The sequence below is a fragment of the Bacillus sp. 37MA genome (assembly GCF_000372765.1).
Taxonomy (GTDB): Bacteria; Bacillota; Bacilli; order Bacillales; family Domibacillaceae; genus Domibacillus; species Domibacillus aminovorans.
Window position 1 is genome coordinate 2,997,849 of record NZ_KB889752.1, and the last position, 19,756, is coordinate 3,017,604.

Here is a 19,756-nt window from a genome sequence, read left to right on the forward strand (position 1 = left end):
TAAAAAAGGCTGCCAGGAAAGGCCTCCCGGCAGCTTCATCTTTACATTTTTTCAGGAGCAGATACACCGATTAAGGAAAACGCATTTTTCATTGTGATTTGTACTGACTTTACAAGAGCAAGGCGTGCTTTTGACATGACTTCATTGTCTTTATCAATAACCTTTTCCGCTCCGTAAAAGCTGTGGAATGCAGATGCGAGTTCCTGTATATAGTTTGTAATACGGTGCGGAAGTCGTTTTTCAGCGGATTCAGCCACTACTTGTGGGAAATCACCAACTTTTTTCAACAGATCAATTTCTTTTTCAGCGGTCAAAAGAGATACGTCTGCGTCCGCGGACACATCAAGTCCCTGCTCCGCTGCCTGGCGCAAAATGCTCGAAATGCGTGCATGTGCGTACTGTGCATAATAAACTGGATTTTCATTCGATTGTGAGACAGCAAGATCAAGATCGAAGTCTAAATGTGTGTCACCGCTGCGCATAACAAAGAAATAACGTACTGCATCGAGACCGACTTCTTCTACAAGCTCGCGCATTGTGACCGCTTTACCCGTCCGCTTGCTCATTTTCATTTTTTCGCCGTCTTTGTATAGCTGTACCATCTGAATGATTTCAACTTCCAATTGATTCGGGTTGATGCCGAGTGCTTCAACAGCCGCTTTCATCCGCGGAATGTATCCATGGTGATCGGCTCCCCAAATATTGATGACTTTTCCATAGCCTCGTTCAAATTTATCTTTATGATACGCGATATCAGGCGTTAAGTACGTGTATGTACCATCCTGTTTACGAAGGACACGATCTTTATCATCACCAAATGTTGTAGAACGGAACCAGACCGCTCCTTCTTCTTCATACACATGGCCATTCTGGCGAAGTGCGTCGAGCGCTTCGTCAATTTTGCCGTTTTCATACAACGATGTTTCCGAATACCATACATCGAATTTGACACGGAAATCAGCGAGGTCTTTTTGTAATTTGGCCAATTCGTACTTCAAGCCTTGTTCACGGAACGCTTTATAGCGGTCTTCTTTCGTCATATTTGCGAATTTATCACTGAATTCTTCTGCGAGTTCTTTTCCCATATCGATGATGTCTTTACCGTGATAGCCGTCTTCAGGCATTGCTTTGTCTTGGCCGAGCGCCTGGAAGTACCGTGCTTCAACAGATACAGCAAGGTTGTGTATCTGGTTACCTGCGTCATTAATATAATATTCACGTGTAACGTCATAGCCGGATTTTTCGAGCACGTTGCACAAAGAATCACCAACAGATGCGCCACGGGCATGGCCGAGGTGAAGATCGCCTGTTGGGTTAGCTGAAACGAATTCAACTTGCACTTTCTCATTATTGCCAGCGTTTGATTCACCGTACCGATTACCTGCTGCTAGAACAGACGGCACAAGATCCGTTAAGTAGCTGTTATTCATATAAAAGTTAATAAACCCAGGACCTGCGATATCGATTTTTTCGATTGAGCCTTTTGACAAGTCGATATTTTCTTGAATGATTTCTGCGATTTGACGAGGTGCTTTTTTCGCCACGCGGGCGAGCTGCATGGCCATATTCGTTGAATAGTCGCCGTGCGCTTTATCTTTCGGCGTTTCGAGAATGACCGCTGGAATTTCATTTTCTGCGGCAAGTCCCGCTTTCAACACAGCTGCTTTAATTTCTTCTTTCAGCTGCGTCTGCATTTTTTCTGCAATGTTCACAATTGTTCCTCCAGTTCGTAATGAATATTCATCGTATACGTGCCGACCGGGTCGCCCTGCATGAGCAGCCTGTATGTGAGCAGCGCCCGTCCGGTACCTATGTCGTTTATTTCGTGTGTGAAATCTGTTGTGTCCGTCGTGATCAGCAAGGTGCCATACTGACTTTCGTATGAACCGTTCAGTTGCTCACCTTGTTCAAAAATCATCCGCATTTTCAGTGCGCCGCTTCGTAAAATCAACGCACTTTCTTCGGCCAGCTTTACGATTGTATGCACAACACCTTCATCCTGCACTTCGTCGTACTTTAAAAACGTAGAGCCGCCTTTTTTAAAGAGCCGACCGAACAGCGACAATTCGAATGTTTCATTCTCTCCTTCGTATGCCACATCCGTCTTTACTTTGATTTTTACCGGCATCTGCTCATCTGTCACGCCGAATCACTTCCTTTTTCAATGTGTGTTTATTTTATCATAGAAAGGGAGGCTGCAGAAATCTTGTTTTTCACGAGTAATTGATTTTGAACATAGCCAAATGTTGCTTTATTTGAACAAAAAGAACGTCCGGTTCGTTTCCGGACGCTCCCCTATTATTTAAAAGAAACCGAGCAGCATCTCGCGAATGAGTTTTGATGCGGTATTCACGGTTTGTTCAGTGTTGTCATAAATCGGCGCGACTTCAACAAGATCAGCGCCGATGACATTTACATCAGATCCGGCAATCGCATGAATCGATGCAAGCAGTTCTTTCGACGTGATGCCTCCGCAGTCCACTGTGCCTGTGCCCGGTGCATGGGCTGGGTCCAGAACATCGATATCGATCGTGACGTAAACCGGACGTCCGGCAAGTGTTGGCAATATTTCTTTCAATGGCTCAAGCACTTCAAATTTTGAAATGTGCATGCCGTTTTCTTTCGCCCACTGAAATTCTTCTCTCATGCCTGAACGGATACCGAATGAATACACATTTGACGGCCCGATATGTTCCGCAATTTTGCGGATCGGCGTTGAATGTGATAATGGCTCACCTTCATATTCTGTGCGCAAATCAGTATGTGCATCAAAATGAATAATCGCAAGATCTTTATATTTTTTTGCCACAGATTTCATGACTGGCCATGAAACGAGATGCTCGCCGCCCATGCCGAGTGGTTTTTTGCCGGCATCCAGAAGGCCATCAATATATTCTTCAATGATAGTAAGGCTTCGCTGTGCATTGCCGAACGGAAGTGGGATATCACCTGCGTCAAAATAAGCGACTTCTTCCAGTTCACGGTCTAAATACAGACTGTATTCTTCCAGACCAATTGATACTTCCCGAATACGGGCCGGACCGAAACGGGAGCCTGGACGGTAGCTGACTGTCCAATCCATTGGCATACCGTACAACACGACATCGCTGTCTTCATAAGACGTCTGTGTACCGATAAAAACATTTCCTGAATACGCTTCATCAAATCGCATAATTATGTCAACTCCTGCACGAATTTCGGCAATGCGAAGCACGCTTTATGCAGTTCTTTCGTGTAATATTTCGTTTCGATATCAAAGAAGCGGCTGTCTTCTACAGCGAGCGGATCGTATTTTTTCGAACCGATCGTGAAGCACCAAAGGCCACTCGGATACGTCGGAATGTTTGCTGTATACAGACGTGTAATGGGGAAAATTTCTTTCACGTCTGCCTGCACTTGACGGATTAAATCCGCTTTAAACCACGGATTATCACATTGCGCGACGAAAATGCCATCTTCTTTCAATGCTTTTGAAATACCGGCATAAAAACCTTTCGTAAACAAATTCACCGCAGGACCAACTGGCTCCGTTGAATCAACCATGATCACGTCATACTCCTGCTCTGATTCAGCAATGTGCATAAAACCATCTCCGACTTTTACTTCGACCCGCGGATTTTCAAGCTCGCCTGCAATTTCAGGCAAATGTATTTTGGAGTATTCGATTACTTTTCCATCGATTTCAGCCAATGTCGCCTTTTTCACAGATGGATGCTTTAATATTTCACGGATTACGCCACCATCACCACCGCCGACAACGAGGACGTTTTCCGGATTCGGGTGTGTGAAAAGCGGTACGTGCGCCACCATTTCATGATACACGAACTCATCCCGCTGGCTTGTCATGACCATGCCGTCTAAAAACAGCATATTGCCCCATTCTTCTGTTTCAGCCATTTCTAAATATTGAAATTCAGTCTGTTCTGTATGCAAAGTACGTTTCACTTTCATCGTGATACCGTAATTATCTGTCTGCTTTTCTGTATACCATAATTCACTCATGATCTTCATCCCTTCTTTACAAGACTTACGGAAAAAAGTATAGAACAATTTAATGAAAATGCCTAGTGAATTTTGTGTAAAGATGTTTAAAAAGATGGAATTGTTTTCATACTAAAGATAATAATGAATAAGGAGGCCGCTTTAATGAAAAAATGGATCAAGTGGATCGGAGTTGGGATGATCATATTCATAAGCGCCGCAGCCATTGTTTTATATGCGTTGTCCGCTGCTGGACCACCGGATACAACCGTTTCACGCTCAACCATTTTTTATGCGGCCGACGGAACGAAAGCATCAGAGGCACACACCGGCGAAAAACGGTACTGGGTGGAATTGGATGAGATTTCTCCTTCTGTCATGGATGCCGTTATTGCGATTGAAGATAAAAAGTTTTACCATCATTTTGGACTTGATCTAAAAAGGATTGCCGGTGCCCTTATTGCCGACATGAAAGCGATGGCTAAAGTGCAAGGCGCGAGCACCATTACTCAGCAGTATGCCCGAAACGTATTTTTAACACATGACAAAACATGGTCTAGGAAGTTGAAAGAAGCGTGGTATGCGACTCGGCTTGAATTTTTCTATACAAAAGATGAAATTTTAGAAGGCTATTTAAACACTGTTTATTTCGGCCATGGTGCGTACGGGATAGAAGCTGCATCACGCTTTTATTTTAACAAATCCGCGGATGAATTAACTACTTCTGAAGCAGCTTTACTCGCCGGCATACCGAAAGGCCCGTCCATTTATTCACCGCTCGTATCGCGTGAAAAAGCAGAAGACAGACGGCGGCTTATTTTATCAGAAATGAACCTGCCAGAAAAAGAATATGCAAATGCGATCGCTGAAGTCCCCGACATTACAGGCGCATTTACCGATAACAAAACGACTGCACCGTATTTTATCGATGCTGTGCGTGCTCAATTGGAATCACTCGGTTTTCGTGAACAGAGCGGCTTAAAAGTATACACGACACTCAATCCCAAACATCAAAAAGCAGCGGATGAAGCGATTGCGAACGGCATTGCTTCTGGCGCCAAAGTTGAAGCGGCTCTCGTGTCCATTAACCCGTCAAATCACTTTGTCACAGCGCTGTCAGGCGGGCGCGATTATAGTGTAAGTCCATTTAACCGGGCCGTGCAGGCTCTTCGACAGCCTGGATCGCTTATGAAGCCGTTTTTATATTACGCAGCTCTTGAAAACGGGTTTACACCGGTGACGATGCGAAAAAGTGAGCCGACGACATTTAATGAAACGTATAAACCGAAAAATTTTAACAGTCAGTATGCTGAACGCAATGTAACAATGGCTGAAGCGCTCGCTGTATCAGACAATATTTATGCGGTCAAAACAAATATGCTGCTCGGTCCAGAGACGCTTGCGAAGACAGCCCATCAATTTGGCATGACGTCAAAGCTCGAGCCGGTCCCATCACTTGCCCTAGGTACGTCAGGTGTATCGGTTTTGGACATGACAAATGCGTATGCATCGATTGCATCAGGCGGCTCTTACAGCGATCCAGTGTTCATTACGAAAGTGGAAAGTACAGATGGAGTAGTGCTGTACAAGTATAAAAAGAAGGTGAAACAGCGATTTGATGAGAAGAAAATTGGGGTGTTAACACATATGATGACCGGTATGTTTGACGGGGCAATGAGCGACTATGCCACGCCTACAGGTGCTGTTATGACAGACAAATTAACGCGGCCGTATGCGGGGAAATCAGGCTCAACTCCATTTGATTATTGGATGGCTGGTTTTACGCCGTCCGCCGTCTCGGTCGTCTGGACCGGCTATGATGACGGAGCGGAAATCACGAAAACGGAAGACCGTGCACGTGCGAAAGTAATCTGGAGTGATTATATGGAACATATTCATAAAGGGAAAAAACCCGCATTGTTCACACGCCCTGACGGATTGACAGCAGTAGCGATCGATTTAAAAAGCGGTAAATTAGCATCTGAAGATTGTCCGCACGGACATTTAATGCTGTTTGAAAGCGGCACAGAACCTGACCAATCGTGCCCACCCGCTGTCAAAAATGATGAAGAGCTCCTATTTCCTGACCTGCCGGATTGGTTTCGATGACATGCAAAAGCCCGGGGGTGCTGTCCCCGGGCTTTTTGCATGTCCTAGCTTATGCAATATATGCGTTACTCTCAGTTTACTTTTTTTCACGAAGTCCGGCAACAGAAGAAAGTCGAAATCCAAAACGTTCATTTTTCCGACACATTTAAAACGTTTTATCCTACAGACAAGCCGTTTTTCAATTCTTCAGACGAACGCGCCCAAAAATCGGCATTATGTGAAATAAGGAACTCGCGCAAAATCCCTTTTGATTTATCATCCATATCCCCTACAATAATATGGCGCTTCAAGGATTTATCCATCCGGTTTACATGTTCAGGGAGCGACTTGTAGCCGCGGCGAATTTCCCGGTTTATCGTCATTTCACACGCTGCCACACCCGCATAATAAGGACCCTCTTCATTCCGGTCCACCGTCACCCACACGAGCCAATACAATTTTGCATCCGGTACTTCTTCTTTCGTTTTTAAAAATTTAATCCCTTTTTCCACGGCACTGCGGGCATGCATCGCACCGATGTCAATATGAGCAGAACCTTCTTCCTCGTCAACGATAACCGGCGACATATGCTCTAAACTTAGCGCCCCTTGTCCAAATCCTTTATGACCGTCTGTTGGATCATTTTTAATAATATTAAATCCAACTTTTTTCTTTTTCTCCATAAATCATTCTCCTTTTATAAAAATAAACTAAAGATCGATTGAAAACCCCCGATGACAGCTGGTATCGCTACACTAAAAATCGGCTGAATCGTAAATTGATCAAGCGGTGTAATGACTAAAAGCAAAAAAATCAACACGCCATACTGCTCATACTGCGTCATTTTCACACGCATATGCGGCGGCACGAGATCTTCAATAATCCGATAGCCGTCAAGCGGTGGAAACGGCAGCAAATTGAAGACGAACAAAACGACGTTAAGCTGCATCATCATAAGAAGCAAATCGATGACAAATATAGGTGCATCATTCATCGCAAAAACAAAAATACCATATGCAATAAACGCAATAAGAAAGTTGCTAAGCGGTCCAGCCAATGACACGAGCACCCCGGCCAGTTTCGGATTCGCGAAATTGCGGCGATTCACTGGCACAGGACGCGCCCAGCCAAACCCTGCAATTAAAATAAATATAGTCCCGATCGGATCAAGATGGTGCACTGGATTAAGTGTCAACCTGCCCTGATCTTTCGCTGTATTATCACCAAATTTATAAGCTGTGTATGCATGTGCAAATTCATGCACAGTAAACGCGACGAGCAAGGAGATGATGACAAACGGCATTTGTTCAAATTCAAAAGCTAAAAAATTTTCCAATTAGGCGTCTCCTTTTAGTATGGAATAGGAAAGGAACAAATTCAGTTATGCTCACAGCGGGATAACGCCTGATTATTAGAGAATCCCGCTTTCATTTCCGGTAAATCTTTAAAATGCTTCTAATTTTCTTTTTCGTTGTCCGATTCGATGATTCATCGCGCAGCAAGTCCACCGGAAAATACAATTTATGATCAGTGCGCCGCTTGCCCGAAATTGCCTTCATAATTTCAGACCGGGTCGACAGCTCCTGCAACGTAACATCATCTTTCATTAACAAATAAATCGGCTGCCGCTCGGATTCGATGCCTGGCCGGTAAAAATCATATGGCAAATCGGACGACGAATCGTGGACGAGATAATAGTCCGGATCAATGCCCGCTTTTCGGAACAACTCTTCCAACTCTGCATACTTCTGTGTCTCTTCGGCTGGATCAAACTCGATGTATTTAAACAAATTCCGGTTCATAAACCGGCTGCACAAATCACGTAAAATCGCATCTTCTTCTTCCTGCCACACTTGAAAATAAAACATAACAACTGATTCATCCAGCTTCAAGTAGTCTATGAGTGTGCAATCTCCGTCAAACAAGGATTTGAAATGAACCGGCTCATGCGCAAATGAATAGCCTTCTTCGTACAACTCTTTCGTTCTATGCAACGTTTTTGACAGCAGTACTTCTGCACTGCGTGTCACCGGATGAAAATAAACTTGCCAGTACATTTGATAGCGGCTCATAATGTAATCTTCCACCGCGTGCATACCGCTCTGCTTAAAAACCGCCTGCTCCTCACGCGGCCGGATGACGCGTAAAATGCGCTCCATATCAAAATGACCATAACTGACACCTGTAAAATACGCATCCCGCTGCAAGTAATCCATCCGATCGGCATCTATCTGACTTGAAATTAAACTCACAACCAATTTATTTTTATATGTTTTATTTATGACAGCCGCGACTTTTTCTGGAAAATCATGACTCACTTTTGACAAAACACGGTTTATATCTGTCTCACCGAGTACAATGAGTTTCGTATATTCCTCATGATCAAGCCCGAACACTTTTTCAAACGAATGCGAAAATGGACCGTGGCCGACATCGTGCAATAGCGCTGCGCATAAGCTTAACAATCGATCATCTAAATCCCATTCCGGCCGGCCATGAAACACGTCATCGACAATGCGGCGCACAATTTCATACACGCCGAGTGAATGATTAAACCGGCTGTGCTCTGCCCCATGAAACGTAAAATAGGTCGTCCCGAGCTGTCGGATCCGGCGCAGCCGCTGAAACTCTTTTGTTCCAATTAAATCCCAGATAACGGCATCCCGCACATGTACGTATCGGTGAACTGGGTCTTTGAACACTTTCTCTTCTTTCAACTTCTGCTTCGCATAACTCATAACCTGCCTCCTACCAGTCCCTTTTTTTGTCCATTATAGCGGAAATTCACATCTTTATGGGAAAATTTGCGCGAAGCCAAGCATATACTGTTAAATATATAAAAAAATCACCTAATTCAAAAGAAAAGGTGATTATGTTTACAACTTTAATTTTTTAACAATTTTTTCCATAAGCTCATCTTCTGTCAGTGCCGCAACCGGACGATTGTTTACAAACGCAAACGTCTTTTTACGGCCCGGACCGCAGTATGACTGACATTTTACATCAATCGCCGCCTCTGGATCGAGTTTTTCGAGCTTCGGAATCAATGTTTTAAGGTCGACTGCCTGGCAGTCATCGCAAACACGAAATTCATTCGCCATTTAAAACATTCCTTTCTCTTGCATTCAACCGGTATTTTACATGGAAAAAAGCGTGTTTGCAAGCTTTCAATCTTCTTCATGTAAACCGTATAAAATGTGCCTTCTCTGGCTATCCTTATTTTTAAAGACTATTTCAAAGACTATTTCTTAAAGGAGAGATGATTCAAATGAAAATTCGTCAAGATGCCTGGTCCGAAGAAAATGATTTGCTGCTTGCTGAAACCGTTCTCCGACACGTGCGCGAAGGCAGCACGCAGTTAAATGCATTTGAAGAAGTCGGCGACGAGCTGAACCGCACGTCTGCTGCCTGCGGATTTCGCTGGAATGCTGTCGTCCGCCAACAATACGAGAAAGCACTCAGCCTCGCAAAAAAACAGCGCAAACAAAGAAGCCGGACACTAGAGAAAAAAGTGCTTTATGTGCCGCCAACAGAAGGAATCAACATGACAGATGTTATCGCTTATTTACAAGGCATGGAATCCATTGATCTGCTAAAAGCAGAAAACGAGAGACTACGTTCCGAAAATGAACAACTGCAAAATAAGTTGAATCAAATCGAACATTCTTCAGAAATCATGCAGGAAGACTATGAAACATTAATGAAGATTATGAATCGCGCCCGTAAATTTGTGGCACTCGATGATGAAACACCTGCCGTCACATTCAAAATGGAACGAAACGGCAACTTAGAAAAAATAGCAGAGTAACTGATTACTTATCCAAAAGCTTTTTCATTGCGCTCAATCATGCGGGTTAAATATCCGTTAAACATGTCCGCTTCAAAAACAGTCATCGCACCGCTTTCAAGTGGACCTCCGATTTCTTTCAGCGACTGTAAAAAGCGGATAATCACATCTTGAACCGTTAACTGTGGACTCCCGATCAATTCAGCGAGCGACGCCATCACTTCCGGCTGAATATCGGGATATGTCCACTTTGTTTCGGCATCCCGCTTCGCCGCTTCATAAAATTCACGAATTTGTTCAGCTCGATCGGCTCCACTGCCATTCACGCATACATAAATTTGTACAGCGATACCTTTTCTCAGACGGCGCTGTGAAATACCAGCAAATTTTTTCCCCCCAATGCTAAGGTCATAGCTACCCGGACAATACGATCCTACGATTTCATACGCATCAATTTTCACATCTGGGAACATGTGACGAATGAGCGCGTACATTGCCTCGTAACCTCGGTCAATATCGATTCCTTTTTCCGTATCGGGCATAATGAGCGACAAATTGAGCACTCCTTCATCAAGCATCACAGCAAGACCACCCGAGTTGCGGACGATGAAGTGAAATCCAGCATCTTTTAATACTTGAAGACCGTCTTTAAGATAAGGTAGTTTTGTATCTTGAATGCCTAACACGACCGTGTCATGATGGACCCAAGCGCGGACCGTCGATGGGCTCTTCTCTGTACCAACCGCCGTGCAAAGCGCGTCATCAGTCGCAAATGAATAGATAGGGTTGAATCCTGGTCCGTAAGCAGATTGATCTATGAAGCGCCAGATAGGACGGCGCAGGAGATCTTTTAATTGATCCATAGCAGTATGTTCTCCTTCACAAAATATTCTCTTTTTACTGTAGCCTTATGATAGGAGCGGTTCAAGTGTTTTATGGTATAGTGGTGGTGAAACTAATTACATAGGAGTGATGATGATGAGTGAAGCAGCAAAAACGCTTGAAGGCTGGTATTGCCTGCATGATTTCCGGTCGATTGATTGGACAACGTGGAAGATGATGCCGAGTGATGCACGCGAAGACGCGATCAGCGAGTTCCGTCAATTTCTTACTAAATTAGATGCGACGCAGGAGTCAAAAGAAGGAAGCCATTCGTTTTACAGTGTTGTCGGTCAAAAAGCCGATTTCATGCTCATGATTTTACGTCCGACAATGGAAGAATTAAATGTGATTGAAAATGAATTTAACAAGTTAAAAATTGCTGAATTTACGATCCCTGCTTATTCATATGTATCGGTTGTAGAACTTAGCAACTATCTTTCTTCTGATGAAGATCCGTATGCAAATCCACAAATCCGTGCACGCCTGTATCCAGAACTTCCGAAAACGCAGTATGTCTGCTTCTATCCAATGGACAAGCGCCGTCAAGGGGCAGACAATTGGTACATGCTGCCGATGAAAGAGCGAGGAAGCTTAATGCGCAGCCACGGCATGATTGGCCGTCAATACGCCGGTCTCGTGAAACAAGTTATTACCGGTTCCGTCGGATTCGACGACTACGAATGGGGCGTCACTCTTTATGCAGATGACGTGCTTCAGTTTAAAAAATTAATTTACGAAATGAGATTCGATGAAGTAAGTGCACGCTACGCTGAATTCGGCTCATTCTTCGTCGGCAACTTGCTAACAGATGAGAACTTTGCTCAAATGATGCACGTGAATTAAATAAAGTGAAAAAGAACCGCGTCCTAATCAAGGCGCGGTTCTTTTTCATCTGAATTTCCGATGAATTTCCGAAGTGGATGAGGAGATTCTGCCGTCAACATGATGATGAATGCACACCTATTTTCATTTTTGCATACATTGCAATGGGAGGTGTTGTTGTGGCAGTTGTTGCTCACACAGAAGAAGATGTGAGGCTGCTTGCCCGCCTCATGCGGGCTGAAGCGGAAGGCGAAGGTCCTCTCGGAATGCTAATGGTCGGAAATGTCGGCGTGAACCGGACGCGATCGGACTGCCTTGATTTCGCCCAGCTGCGCTCTATTCGCGATATGGTTTTTCAGTCACCTGGCGGCTTTGAAGCGACGCAGAAAAGTTACTTTTATCAAAGAGCGCGGCAAAGAGACATTGATCTTGCCCGCAAAGCTATTAACGGCGGACGTTATCATCCGGCGTCTAACGCACTCTGGTTTTTTGAGCCAGAAGGAGACTGCCCTGCTCAATGGTATGGTCAGTCCAATTCCGGACGATTCAAGTCACATTGTTTTTTCAGCCCACTTCGATCTGTTTGTCCAAGAGTTTTTTAAATAAGGGGGAAGAATGAAGATGAATCCATACGGCTATATGCCAATGCCTGCTCAAGGAGTACCCGGTCAACCTGCTACCCCGCCTCGACCTGTCGTGGAAGAATCCTATATTGAAAACATTTTCCGATTAAACCGAGGGAAAATGGTAACAGTGTATACGACATTTGAAAACAACAAGGAATGGAACGCAAAAGTGTTCCGAGGACGAATCGAAGCAGCAGGCCGCGATCACTTAATTTTAAGCGAACCTTCTGGAAAACGTTACTTAATTCCGCTTCTTTATCTTGACTATGCGACATTCGATGGTGAAATCGCGTACGAATATCCTTATCGCTAAAAAAAATGAGGGTCCCTTACTCAGGGCTCCCCTCACCTTTTTTCCTTACATATTTTTGACTGCAGCAACGATGATGAGCACCCATGCGATCAAAAAAGCAACTCCGCCAAGTGGTGTAATGGCGCCCAGTTTGCTAATCGCTGTGACAGCAAGGACGAATAGACTCCCTGAGAATAAAATAATTCCTGCGAGCATCAACCAGCCAGACCAGTTTAATGCGGAGCTGCCTGGAAACTGCCCCATTAAAAAGCCGACAATGATCAAACCAATCGCATGGAACATTTGATACTGTACCGCGGTTTTCCATATTTCCAAATACTTCGGTTCAACTTTTCCCTCGAGTCCATGTGCGCCGAATGCACCGAGTGCGACGGCTAAAAAGGCATTGATTGCGCCCAACATAATAAATAATTTCATTTTTCTGCTCCTTTAAAAATCAAAAATAGACTCTCCGTTAGAACCGTCCTCTGTTGTGAGCCGCTCTGTTTGCTGAATCGTTGCCGGCGATTGCGTATGCATGACAGCCGGCGGCGTAACAATAGGACGCGGTTCGTATGCACTTGCTTCCGCTCCAAGCATTAACTCACACATTGATTTAATCGCATACACATGCCTCTTGACGTCATCCGGCGATGCCATCTTCGCAGCGGCCATTTCCTGCTCCATTTTCGCAAGTACTTTTTCATGCGATATATTCATTTTTTCTCACCCGCTTTCACGGCAAACTTATAACATGGATGGCCCGATGAATGGCGGACGACAATCGACGGGAGTTGTTTCGTTTTAAATCCATATGCACGGCAGCCACGCGGTGCTGCAGGATCCCACGTCACATAAAAATACTGGCACTTTAAACAATTCGGTTCCGTAGACAACGTTTTCTCTCCTTTATTTTAACAAAAATCGACATGTTTCACGTGAAACCTTTACGACAATTCGTTCAAACACCAGTTGATCGGTGCCTCGCCCATTTCTGCGAGACAGTCATTCGCCTTTGAAAATGGACGGCTTCCGAAAAAGCCACGAGATGCAGACAACGGACTCGGATGCGGCGATTGAATTACTCGATGCTTATTTTCGTCAATTAACGACCGCTTACTTTGAGCTGGACGACCCCAGAGCAAAAAAACAGCGGGTTTTTCGCGCTCACTAATGAGTGTAATAACTCGGTCTGTGAAGATCTCCCATCCTTTTCCGCGATGCGAATGAGCCTGTCCATCCCGTACAGTCAGCACAGTATTTAACAGCAGCACACCTTCATCCGCCCACTGCTTCAAATAACCATGATTTGGTACAGGACAACCGAGATCTGCATTCAATTCTTTATACATATTTTTAAGTGACGGCGGCGGTGCAATACCTGGCTGCACGGAAAAACTAAGTCCATGCGCCTGTCCTGGCCCGTGATAGGGATCCTGCCCAAGAATGACGACTTTCACCTGTTCATATGGCGTAAAATGGAGGGAATTGAAAATATCATCCATACTTGGATAAATGATGTTGCTTTTATATTCTTCTTTTAAAAAGGACCTGAGCTGCTTATAATACGGCGCGTCAAATTCGGATTCAAGCAGCGGACCCCAATCGTTTTTTAAGATCTGTTTTGTCATTTAAATCACCTCTTTGTTCATTATAATCGAGTCGGCCTTTGTTTGAAAATAATGTGAGCGGGTAAAAAAGGAGCAGAACAAAGAAATGGGGAGGTTTCACATTTTGTATACAGTCAAAGTGGTAAACGACCATACAGAAGCAGCAAGTGCTGTCACTCAATTTATGCAAGATGGATTTGTGAAAGATGATATTTATGTATTTGCACATGATAAAGACGAGTCTGAGCATTTGACAGATGTAACGAATACAAGCAATGTCGGTTTTAAAGAGCAAGGGCTTTATGAATCCATCGGTAATGTGTTTAAGTCACGCGAGGATGAACTTCGTTCGAAATTGCGCGGGCTCGGCATGGATGAGCCTGAAGCAGCAGAATACGAAGAGCAGCTCGACCACGGTTTACTGTTAGTGGTTGCGACAAGCGAAGCGGGCGATAAAAGCCATGACAAAGTTCGATCAGCAAATGACCGCAGTAATAACAGCGTCCTTTGAAAAAGGGCGTTTTTTCTTGTGCATTTGCCGATAGTTTTTTACACTAAAGGAAGTGTATTTAGAAGGAGGAATTTTCAACATGAAAAAAACATTAACGATTGCAGGATCAGATACGAGCGGCGGCGCCGGCATTCAGGCCGATTTAAAAACATTTCAAGAACACGGTACATACGGGATGACAGCACTGACGACGATCGTGACGATGGATCCTGAAAACGGCTGGAGCCACGGTGTATTCCCGCTTGCGATTGATGCGCTTGAAGCACAGTTGAAAACAGCGATGTCAACAGGCATTGATGCGCTGAAAACCGGTATGCTTGCTACACCAGAGATCATCCAAACGGCTGCAGCGTCGATTAAAGCGAACAGCGTGGAAAAAGTCGTTATTGACCCGGTGATGGTTTGTAAAGGTGAAGATGAAGTATTGAATCCAGAAGCCGCGGAAGCAACACGCGATTTATTGCTGCCGCTTGCAACAGTTGTTACACCGAACTTATTTGAAGCGTCGCAGCTTTCTGGCGTTGGCCCGATCCGTACGATTGATGATATGAGAGAAGCAGCGAAAAAAATTCATGAGCTTGGCGCGAAAAATGTTGTTGTGAAAGGCGGTAAACAGCTGGAGCATGACAAAGCGGTTGATCTTTTCTATGATGGCAATGAATTTATTTTGCTAGAGGGCGAAAAACATAACACGACGTACAATCACGGCGCCGGTTGCACATTCGCAGCAGCGATCACCGCAAACCTTGCGAACGGCCAGGACGTAAAAACAGCGGTCAATCATGCGAAAGAGTTCGTTAACGCCGCGATCAAACATGGCTGGAAGCTGAACGAATACGTAGGTCCGGTTATGCACGGAGCGTACAATCAAAAATAAGTTTTGAGACCGCCTGGCTGCGCCCGGCGGTTTTTTTTCAAAAGAGTAATCGGAGTGTCTGCTTACTTATTTCATTTCCAACCGCTCGTCACATTTTTTGATCACTCCCCCCTTTCTGACCGCTCACACCAATTTTCAGTACATTTTTACCCAAATAAAAAACAACCCTTAGGCCGTTTTTCATTTTCCAAAATACGTAATCTTTTGCTCTATAGGTGTGCGTGGCTTTGCTTTTGGCAATTCGTCATAGTATCCGAATTGAAGCATAGCAAGAATTCGCTCGCCCGGTTTCACGCCGAGTGCTGTTCTAAATTTCGGTGCATCAATCCATACTGGCGTTTTCCAGCATGTGCCGATTCCTTTCTCCCATGCGAGCAATTGTGCATTTTGAATAAGTGCACTTGTTGCAGAAAAGTCTTCCAGCCTTTCTTTTTGGCGGGCATCTTCCGGCACTACCACAAAAACAAATGCACCTGGCAGCTTAAATCCAGCAATCTTTTTATCAAGTTCTTCAGGAGAGAGCGCTGCCCAATTCGGAATTGTGCATTCTTTCATCGTCGTGCGGATCGCATCAAGTCCACTTTCTGCTGCGACGATAAAGCGCCACGGTTCGCGATTCCCATGGTTCGGCGCCCATGCGGCATCCGCTAAAACAGCAGTTACATCAGACTGTTCTACCCGACGGCCATTGAATTTTTTAATCGAGCGGCGTTCTTCAATGATTGTTTTTATCGATTGCCTCATAACAGACACCCCCTATTCAAATTATTTTCCTTTCTCATCATACTCAAAAAGCTAGATTTTCGCCAATTGGATAAAGTTTTAGTACAATGAACTAATAACTGATTTTGACTGGAGGGTTTAACGGCATGGAACCAATTTTACCGGAAAAAGTGCAGGAGCTCGTGGACCGATTTGCCGGTGAAGAAATTTATCTTCATCTAGAAACGACGAACGGTGCATATGCATCACACTTTGACGAAAAGTTTTTCTCTGCAGGCGCTTACATCCGCAATGCAAAACTTACATATGAACATGGCAAAATTGTCGGTGATGGGCCGTATCGGGTTGGACTAAAGCTCGAAATTGGCTGGGTATACGCAGAAGGATTGACTCATTATGGATTTGATGAAGACGGGCACTTGCTCATGGCAGGCCATGATTTTGACGGAAAACTGGCGGTTGCCTTGCAAATGGGTACAACGCCATTTAAGTAAAAGGAAAGGGTTGAGAACATGAAAACGATGGAAGTTGAACAGGAACGGCACGTACTTGTTATTTTCCCACATCCCGATGATGAAGCATTCGGCGTATCCGGCACGATCGCCATTCATACAAAACGCGAAACACCCGTTACATACGCGTGCCTCACACTCGGCGAAATGGGACGAAATCTCGGAAATCCGCCTTTTGCGACGCGTGAGTCGCTTCCGGATATTCGCAAAGCAGAACTAAAAAAAGCCGCAGAAGCGATTAAGATTCAAGATTTGCGTATGATGGGCTTGCGCGATAAAACGCTTGAATTTGAAGATGATCAAAAAATGATGGATATGATGACTGACTTAATTAATGAGGTTGATCCATCACTTGTCATTACATTTTACCCTGGCTACTCGGTTCATCCGGATCATGAAGCAACCGCACGTGCTGTCGTTCGTGCCGTACGGGCAATTGATGAGGAAAAACGGCCAAAGCTTCACTGCGTAGCTTTCGCTAACAATACAGCTGAAGAAATCGGTACAGCCGACATCCGTTATGATATCCGCCACGTATATGATCAAAAAATGGAAGCAATGAAAGCTCACATTTCGCAGACGATCTGGATGTTAAAAGAGCTTGAAGCCGGTGTAGCGCAAGAGGGAAGCGAACTGCACGATCGATTTAATTATGAGCACTTCTGGACGTACACATTTGATGAAAATGACAAAGTAACCGAAATTAAATAAAAAACGCAGGGCTTCAATGCCTGCGTTTTTTGCTTTACTCCGTTTTTGTTCCGTTCCCGCCAGAATAGATCTACTTAAATCAACAAATTAAACAGCAATGGATCATTGTTGATTTCCATGTAAGGGAAGCCGTTTTCTTTCATACGCTTCACGAGTGGGGCATAGTCTTCTTTACATTTCAACTCAATGCCAACAAGCACTGGTCCTTCATCACGATTTGTCCGCTTCGTGTATTCAAAGCGGGCAATGTCATCCTGCTCACCGAGTACTTCAGCCATAAACTTACGAAGTGCACCGGCGCGCTGCGGGAACGTGACGATGAAATAATGCTTGAGCCCTTCATAAATAAGTGAGCGCTCTTTAATTTCTTGCATTCGTTCAATGTCATTATTGCCTCCACTAATGATGCAGACGACATTTTTCCCTTTAATTTCATCTTTGTAACACTCGAGTGCCGCAACAGTTAATGCACCGGCCGGTTCAGCGACGATCGCACTTTCATTGTACAGCTGCAAAATCGCTGTACACACTTTTCCTTCAGGAACGACGGCAATACCGTCGAGCACGTCCATGCAAATGTCCATCGTCAAATCGCCGACTTGCTTCACAGCTGCACCGTCAACGAATGGATCAATCGTATCAAGGCGTGTGACTTCACCTTTATTTAACGATGCTTTCATCCCCGCTGCACCTGCTGGTTCGACGCCGATCAATTTCGTATTCGGGCTGATGCCTTTTAAATACGAACCAACACCTGCAGCTAACCCGCCGCCGCCAATTGCACAGAACATGTAGTCAATTGACACCTGTGCATCGTTCATGATTTCAACAGCGACTGTGCCCTGTCCGGCAATTGTCCGATAATCGTCAAAGGGATGAACAAATACTTTCTCTTCTGCTGTACAATATTCCACCGCAGCTGTGTAAGAGTCATCAAATGTATCCCCCGTTAGTACGATCGATACATTCTCACCGCCAAATCGTTTCACCTGCGACACTTTTTGACGCGGTGTTGTCGACGGCATATAGATTTTCCCCTCAATGCCGAGCGCATGGCATGAATACGCGACACCTTGCGCATGGTTGCCAGCACTTGCGCACACGACACCTTTTCCCCGCTCTTCTTCCGTCAAACTACGGATAAAGTTGTAGGCTCCGCGCAGTTTAAAGGAGCGGACAATTTGCAAGTCTTCTCGTTTTAAATATACATTACAGCCATAACGCGCTGATAAAATTTCATTTTTTTGAAGCGGCGTTTTGATGGCAACGTCTTTCAATACTTGATTCGCTACAACGATTTCTTCGATTGTTACTTTCGACAAGGCTATTTCTCCTTTTTTAGTACGAATTTTAAGAATAATTGTATCATTTGGCCATGCTTCGTTCCAGTGCATCTTCAATCGCCTGCGCGACACCATTTTCATTATTACCAGCTGTTTCAAATCGGCATGCTCGTTTAATATTTTCATGCGCATTGCCCATCGCATACGAATACTCAACTTTCTCAAGCATCGATAAATCGTTGTAATTGTCGCCGACTGCAAGTGCATCATTCATTGACAACCCTTTAGATGATAAAAGAGCTTCGAGTGCTAGCCCTTTTTGCGCCAGCTCATTCGTCACTTCCAAGTTTTCATTTCCAGATGAACTAACAGCAATACCCGCAATGCCTTCAAGACGATCTGATGCTTTTTGCAATAAATCATCGTCTGTTGAAAAAACGAAAAACTTGTAAATGTGATGATCGATGTCATGAATGATCGATTCATATTCGTCTACTGGTAAAATGAGTTTCCGGTTTACACGCTGCTGCGCCGTTTCACGAATTTCTTCGACTGATATTTCTGGATGGGCCGATGAGACGATATCAATGAGCAATTCAACCGCTTTATCCGGATTATCCGTATACGCACCTTGGTTTGTGAACACTTCAAAATACACGCCGACATCTTTCAAACGTCGATAAATATCCGATGCCGTATCATCTTCGATTGCGGTGAATTGAACGACCTCGCCAGCTGCATTACGCGTTTCCGCTCCATTTACAGCAATAATCGGGCACTCAATGCCGGAACCTTCGAGTGCAAAGCGCGCTTCTGCATATGAACGCCCTGTTGCAACAATAACTTCCACGCCAAGTTTCTGTGCCTTTTTAATTGCGTCACAATTTGCTTCGCTCACTTCCATTTTCCCGTTCAATAACGTGCCGTCCATGTCCGTTGCGATGCTTGTAATCATTCTTTTCACCTTCTCGTTTATATTTAATCCCTTCTTATTTTAACATGAAAATACTTCGGGATACGTATAAAAGCTATGATCTATCAGCAATAACAA

At 44.5% G+C, this 19,756-nt stretch carries 25 protein-coding genes; 9 read left to right on the plus strand and 16 right to left on the minus strand.

The window, feature by feature from the left end; all coding sequences use genetic code 11:
* Window positions 1–41: 41 nt before the first annotated feature.
* From argS to speE, 4 genes are all read right to left on the minus strand, one after another.
* Window positions 42–1,712, minus strand: coding sequence for an arginine--tRNA ligase (gene argS, locus A3M5_RS0116455; protein ID WP_018394887.1), 1,671 nt, complete (start codon window positions 1,710–1,712; stop codon window positions 42–44).
* Entirely contained in the window at window positions 1,709–2,143 is a 435-nt protein-coding gene (locus A3M5_RS0116460; protein ID WP_018394888.1) for a YwiB family protein, read from the minus strand. Before A3M5_RS0116460 ends, argS begins: the two co-directional genes overlap by 4 nt.
* 159 nt (window positions 2,144–2,302) lie before the next feature.
* A complete protein-coding gene (gene speB, locus A3M5_RS0116465; RefSeq protein ID WP_018394889.1) occupies window positions 2,303–3,172 on the minus strand; it encodes an agmatinase in 870 nt (289 codons plus the stop codon).
* Between the two features lie 2 nt (window positions 3,173–3,174).
* Entirely contained in the window at window positions 3,175–4,002 is an 828-nt protein-coding gene (gene speE, locus A3M5_RS0116470; protein ID WP_018394890.1) for a polyamine aminopropyltransferase, read from the minus strand.
* A gap of 144 nt (window positions 4,003–4,146) precedes the next feature.
* Between speE and A3M5_RS23235 the strand changes: the two genes are divergently transcribed.
* Complete coding sequence (locus A3M5_RS23235) at window positions 4,147–6,090, plus strand: transglycosylase domain-containing protein (RefSeq protein WP_018394891.1); 1,944 nt, start codon at window positions 4,147–4,149, stop codon at window positions 6,088–6,090.
* Window positions 6,091–6,245: 155 nt separating this feature from the next.
* On the opposite strand, the gene A3M5_RS0116480 is transcribed toward A3M5_RS23235, so the two are convergent.
* The 4 genes from A3M5_RS0116480 to A3M5_RS0116495 form a co-directional block, all read right to left on the minus strand.
* The gene (locus tag A3M5_RS0116480; RefSeq protein ID WP_018394892.1) at window positions 6,246–6,752 is read right to left on the minus strand and encodes a YwhD family protein; all 507 of its coding nucleotides are present in this window, start codon (window positions 6,750–6,752) and stop codon (window positions 6,246–6,248) included.
* A 14-nt stretch (window positions 6,753–6,766) separates the two neighbouring features.
* Window positions 6,767–7,405, minus strand: coding sequence for a site-2 protease family protein (locus A3M5_RS0116485; protein WP_018394893.1), 639 nt, complete (start codon window positions 7,403–7,405; stop codon window positions 6,767–6,769).
* 91 nt (window positions 7,406–7,496) lie between these two features.
* Entirely contained in the window at window positions 7,497–8,807 is a 1,311-nt protein-coding gene (locus A3M5_RS0116490) for an HD domain-containing protein (protein ID WP_018394894.1), read from the minus strand.
* Between the two features lie 138 nt (window positions 8,808–8,945).
* Complete coding sequence (locus A3M5_RS0116495) at window positions 8,946–9,170, minus strand: YuzB family protein (RefSeq protein ID WP_018394895.1); 225 nt, start codon at window positions 9,168–9,170, stop codon at window positions 8,946–8,948.
* Window positions 9,171–9,337: 167 nt separating this feature from the next.
* Here A3M5_RS0116495 and A3M5_RS0116500 point away from each other — a divergent pair, with 167 nt between their 5' ends.
* Complete coding sequence (locus tag A3M5_RS0116500; protein WP_018394896.1) at window positions 9,338–9,877, plus strand: RsfA family transcriptional regulator; 540 nt, start codon at window positions 9,338–9,340, stop codon at window positions 9,875–9,877.
* An 8-nt stretch (window positions 9,878–9,885) separates the two neighbouring features.
* On the opposite strand, the gene lipL is transcribed toward A3M5_RS0116500, so the two are convergent.
* Window positions 9,886–10,719, minus strand: a complete 834-nt coding sequence (gene lipL / locus A3M5_RS0116505; RefSeq protein ID WP_018394897.1) for an octanoyl-[GcvH]:protein N-octanoyltransferase — start codon at window positions 10,717–10,719, stop codon at window positions 9,886–9,888.
* Between the two features lie 115 nt (window positions 10,720–10,834).
* On the opposite strand from lipL, the gene hemQ reads away from it, so the two are divergent.
* From hemQ to gerQ, 3 genes are all read left to right on the plus strand, one after another.
* Window positions 10,835–11,581, plus strand: a complete 747-nt coding sequence (hemQ, locus tag A3M5_RS0116510) for a hydrogen peroxide-dependent heme synthase (RefSeq protein ID WP_018394898.1) — start codon at window positions 10,835–10,837, stop codon at window positions 11,579–11,581.
* Between the two features lie 158 nt (window positions 11,582–11,739).
* Window positions 11,740–12,162, plus strand: coding sequence for a cell wall hydrolase (locus A3M5_RS0116515; RefSeq protein WP_018394899.1), 423 nt, complete (start codon window positions 11,740–11,742; stop codon window positions 12,160–12,162).
* Window positions 12,163–12,175: 13 nt separating this feature from the next.
* Window positions 12,176–12,499: a spore coat protein GerQ gene (gene gerQ / locus A3M5_RS23240; protein WP_155894731.1), complete on the plus strand. Its 324-nt coding sequence runs from the start codon at window positions 12,176–12,178 to the stop codon at window positions 12,497–12,499.
* Window positions 12,500–12,544: 45 nt separating this feature from the next.
* Here gerQ and A3M5_RS0116525 read toward each other — a convergent pair whose 3' ends face one another.
* Genes A3M5_RS0116525 through A3M5_RS0116540 form a run of 4 tightly spaced genes read right to left on the minus strand, consistent with a single transcriptional unit; the run spans window position 12,545 to window position 14,109 of the window.
* Window positions 12,545–12,916 (minus strand): DUF423 domain-containing protein, encoded by a 372-nt coding sequence (locus A3M5_RS0116525; RefSeq protein ID WP_018394901.1) that lies wholly within the window; start codon window positions 12,914–12,916, stop codon window positions 12,545–12,547.
* A gap of 12 nt (window positions 12,917–12,928) precedes the next feature.
* Window positions 12,929–13,198, minus strand: coding sequence for a YwdI family protein (locus tag A3M5_RS0116530; RefSeq protein WP_018394902.1), 270 nt, complete (start codon window positions 13,196–13,198; stop codon window positions 12,929–12,931).
* Window positions 13,195–13,374, minus strand: a complete 180-nt coding sequence (locus tag A3M5_RS0116535) for a hypothetical protein (protein WP_018394903.1) — start codon at window positions 13,372–13,374, stop codon at window positions 13,195–13,197. Before A3M5_RS0116535 ends, A3M5_RS0116530 begins: the two co-directional genes overlap by 4 nt.
* Window positions 13,375–13,425: 51 nt before the next feature.
* Window positions 13,426–14,109 (minus strand): uracil-DNA glycosylase, encoded by a 684-nt coding sequence (locus A3M5_RS0116540; RefSeq protein WP_018394904.1) that lies wholly within the window; start codon window positions 14,107–14,109, stop codon window positions 13,426–13,428.
* Between the two features lie 103 nt (window positions 14,110–14,212).
* Here A3M5_RS0116540 and A3M5_RS0116545 point away from each other — a divergent pair, with 103 nt between their 5' ends.
* Window positions 14,213–14,599: a YflT domain-containing protein gene (locus A3M5_RS0116545; RefSeq protein ID WP_018394905.1), complete on the plus strand. Its 387-nt coding sequence runs from the start codon at window positions 14,213–14,215 to the stop codon at window positions 14,597–14,599.
* A gap of 79 nt (window positions 14,600–14,678) precedes the next feature.
* On the plus strand, window positions 14,679–15,476 hold the full coding sequence (gene pdxK / locus A3M5_RS0116550) for a pyridoxine/pyridoxal/pyridoxamine kinase (RefSeq protein ID WP_018394906.1): 798 nt from the start codon (window positions 14,679–14,681) through the stop codon (window positions 15,474–15,476).
* Window positions 15,477–15,656: 180 nt separating this feature from the next.
* On the opposite strand, the gene A3M5_RS0116555 is transcribed toward pdxK, so the two are convergent.
* Complete coding sequence (locus A3M5_RS0116555) at window positions 15,657–16,220, minus strand: nitroreductase family protein (RefSeq protein ID WP_018394907.1); 564 nt, start codon at window positions 16,218–16,220, stop codon at window positions 15,657–15,659.
* A 125-nt stretch (window positions 16,221–16,345) separates the two neighbouring features.
* Here A3M5_RS0116555 and A3M5_RS0116560 point away from each other — a divergent pair, with 125 nt between their 5' ends.
* Complete coding sequence (locus tag A3M5_RS0116560) at window positions 16,346–16,693, plus strand: YojF family protein (RefSeq protein WP_018394908.1); 348 nt, start codon at window positions 16,346–16,348, stop codon at window positions 16,691–16,693.
* A 27-nt stretch (window positions 16,694–16,720) separates the two neighbouring features.
* A complete protein-coding gene (gene bshB2 / locus A3M5_RS0116565; protein WP_026221776.1) occupies window positions 16,721–17,422 on the plus strand; it encodes a bacillithiol biosynthesis deacetylase BshB2 in 702 nt (233 codons plus the stop codon).
* Between the two features lie 74 nt (window positions 17,423–17,496).
* Here bshB2 and ilvA read toward each other — a convergent pair whose 3' ends face one another.
* On the minus strand, window positions 17,497–18,744 hold the full coding sequence (gene ilvA, locus A3M5_RS0116570; protein WP_231373243.1) for a threonine ammonia-lyase IlvA: 1,248 nt from the start codon (window positions 18,742–18,744) through the stop codon (window positions 17,497–17,499).
* Between the two features lie 43 nt (window positions 18,745–18,787).
* Complete coding sequence (locus A3M5_RS0116575; RefSeq protein WP_018394911.1) at window positions 18,788–19,660, minus strand: HAD family hydrolase; 873 nt, start codon at window positions 19,658–19,660, stop codon at window positions 18,788–18,790.
* Window positions 19,661–19,756 lie beyond the last annotated feature (96 nt).

Bases quoted from the DNA above. Each gene is read 5' to 3' on its own strand.
- speB (WP_018394889.1), bottom strand. From the start codon at position 3,172: ATGCGATTTGATGAAGCGTATTCAGGAAATGTTTTTATCGGTACACAG.
- speE (WP_018394890.1), bottom strand. From the start codon at position 4,002: ATGAGTGAATTATGGTATACAGAAAAGCAGACAGATAATTACGGTATC.
- A3M5_RS23235 (WP_018394891.1), top strand. From the start codon at position 4,147: ATGAAAAAATGGATCAAGTGGATCGGAGTTGGGATGATCATATTCATA.
- A3M5_RS0116480 (WP_018394892.1), bottom strand. From the start codon at position 6,752: ATGGAGAAAAAGAAAAAAGTTGGATTTAATATTATTAAAAATGATCCA.
- A3M5_RS0116490 (WP_018394894.1), bottom strand. From the start codon at position 8,807: ATGAGTTATGCGAAGCAGAAGTTGAAAGAAGAGAAAGTGTTCAAAGAC.
- A3M5_RS0116495 (WP_018394895.1), bottom strand. From the start codon at position 9,170: ATGGCGAATGAATTTCGTGTTTGCGATGACTGCCAGGCAGTCGACCTT.
- A3M5_RS0116500 (WP_018394896.1), top strand. From the start codon at position 9,338: ATGAAAATTCGTCAAGATGCCTGGTCCGAAGAAAATGATTTGCTGCTT.
- lipL (WP_018394897.1), bottom strand. From the start codon at position 10,719: ATGGATCAATTAAAAGATCTCCTGCGCCGTCCTATCTGGCGCTTCATA.
- hemQ (WP_018394898.1), top strand. From the start codon at position 10,835: ATGAGTGAAGCAGCAAAAACGCTTGAAGGCTGGTATTGCCTGCATGAT.
- gerQ (WP_155894731.1), top strand. From the start codon at position 12,176: ATGAAGATGAATCCATACGGCTATATGCCAATGCCTGCTCAAGGAGTA.
- A3M5_RS0116525 (WP_018394901.1), bottom strand. From the start codon at position 12,916: ATGAAATTATTTATTATGTTGGGCGCAATCAATGCCTTTTTAGCCGTC.
- A3M5_RS0116530 (WP_018394902.1), bottom strand. From the start codon at position 13,198: ATGAATATATCGCATGAAAAAGTACTTGCGAAAATGGAGCAGGAAATG.
- A3M5_RS0116540 (WP_018394904.1), bottom strand. From the start codon at position 14,109: ATGACAAAACAGATCTTAAAAAACGATTGGGGTCCGCTGCTTGAATCC.
- pdxK (WP_018394906.1), top strand. From the start codon at position 14,679: ATGAAAAAAACATTAACGATTGCAGGATCAGATACGAGCGGCGGCGCC.
- A3M5_RS0116555 (WP_018394907.1), bottom strand. From the start codon at position 16,220: ATGAGGCAATCGATAAAAACAATCATTGAAGAACGCCGCTCGATTAAA.
- A3M5_RS0116560 (WP_018394908.1), top strand. From the start codon at position 16,346: ATGGAACCAATTTTACCGGAAAAAGTGCAGGAGCTCGTGGACCGATTT.
- bshB2 (WP_026221776.1), top strand. From the start codon at position 16,721: ATGGAAGTTGAACAGGAACGGCACGTACTTGTTATTTTCCCACATCCC.
- A3M5_RS0116575 (WP_018394911.1), bottom strand. From the start codon at position 19,660: ATGATTACAAGCATCGCAACGGACATGGACGGCACGTTATTGAACGGG.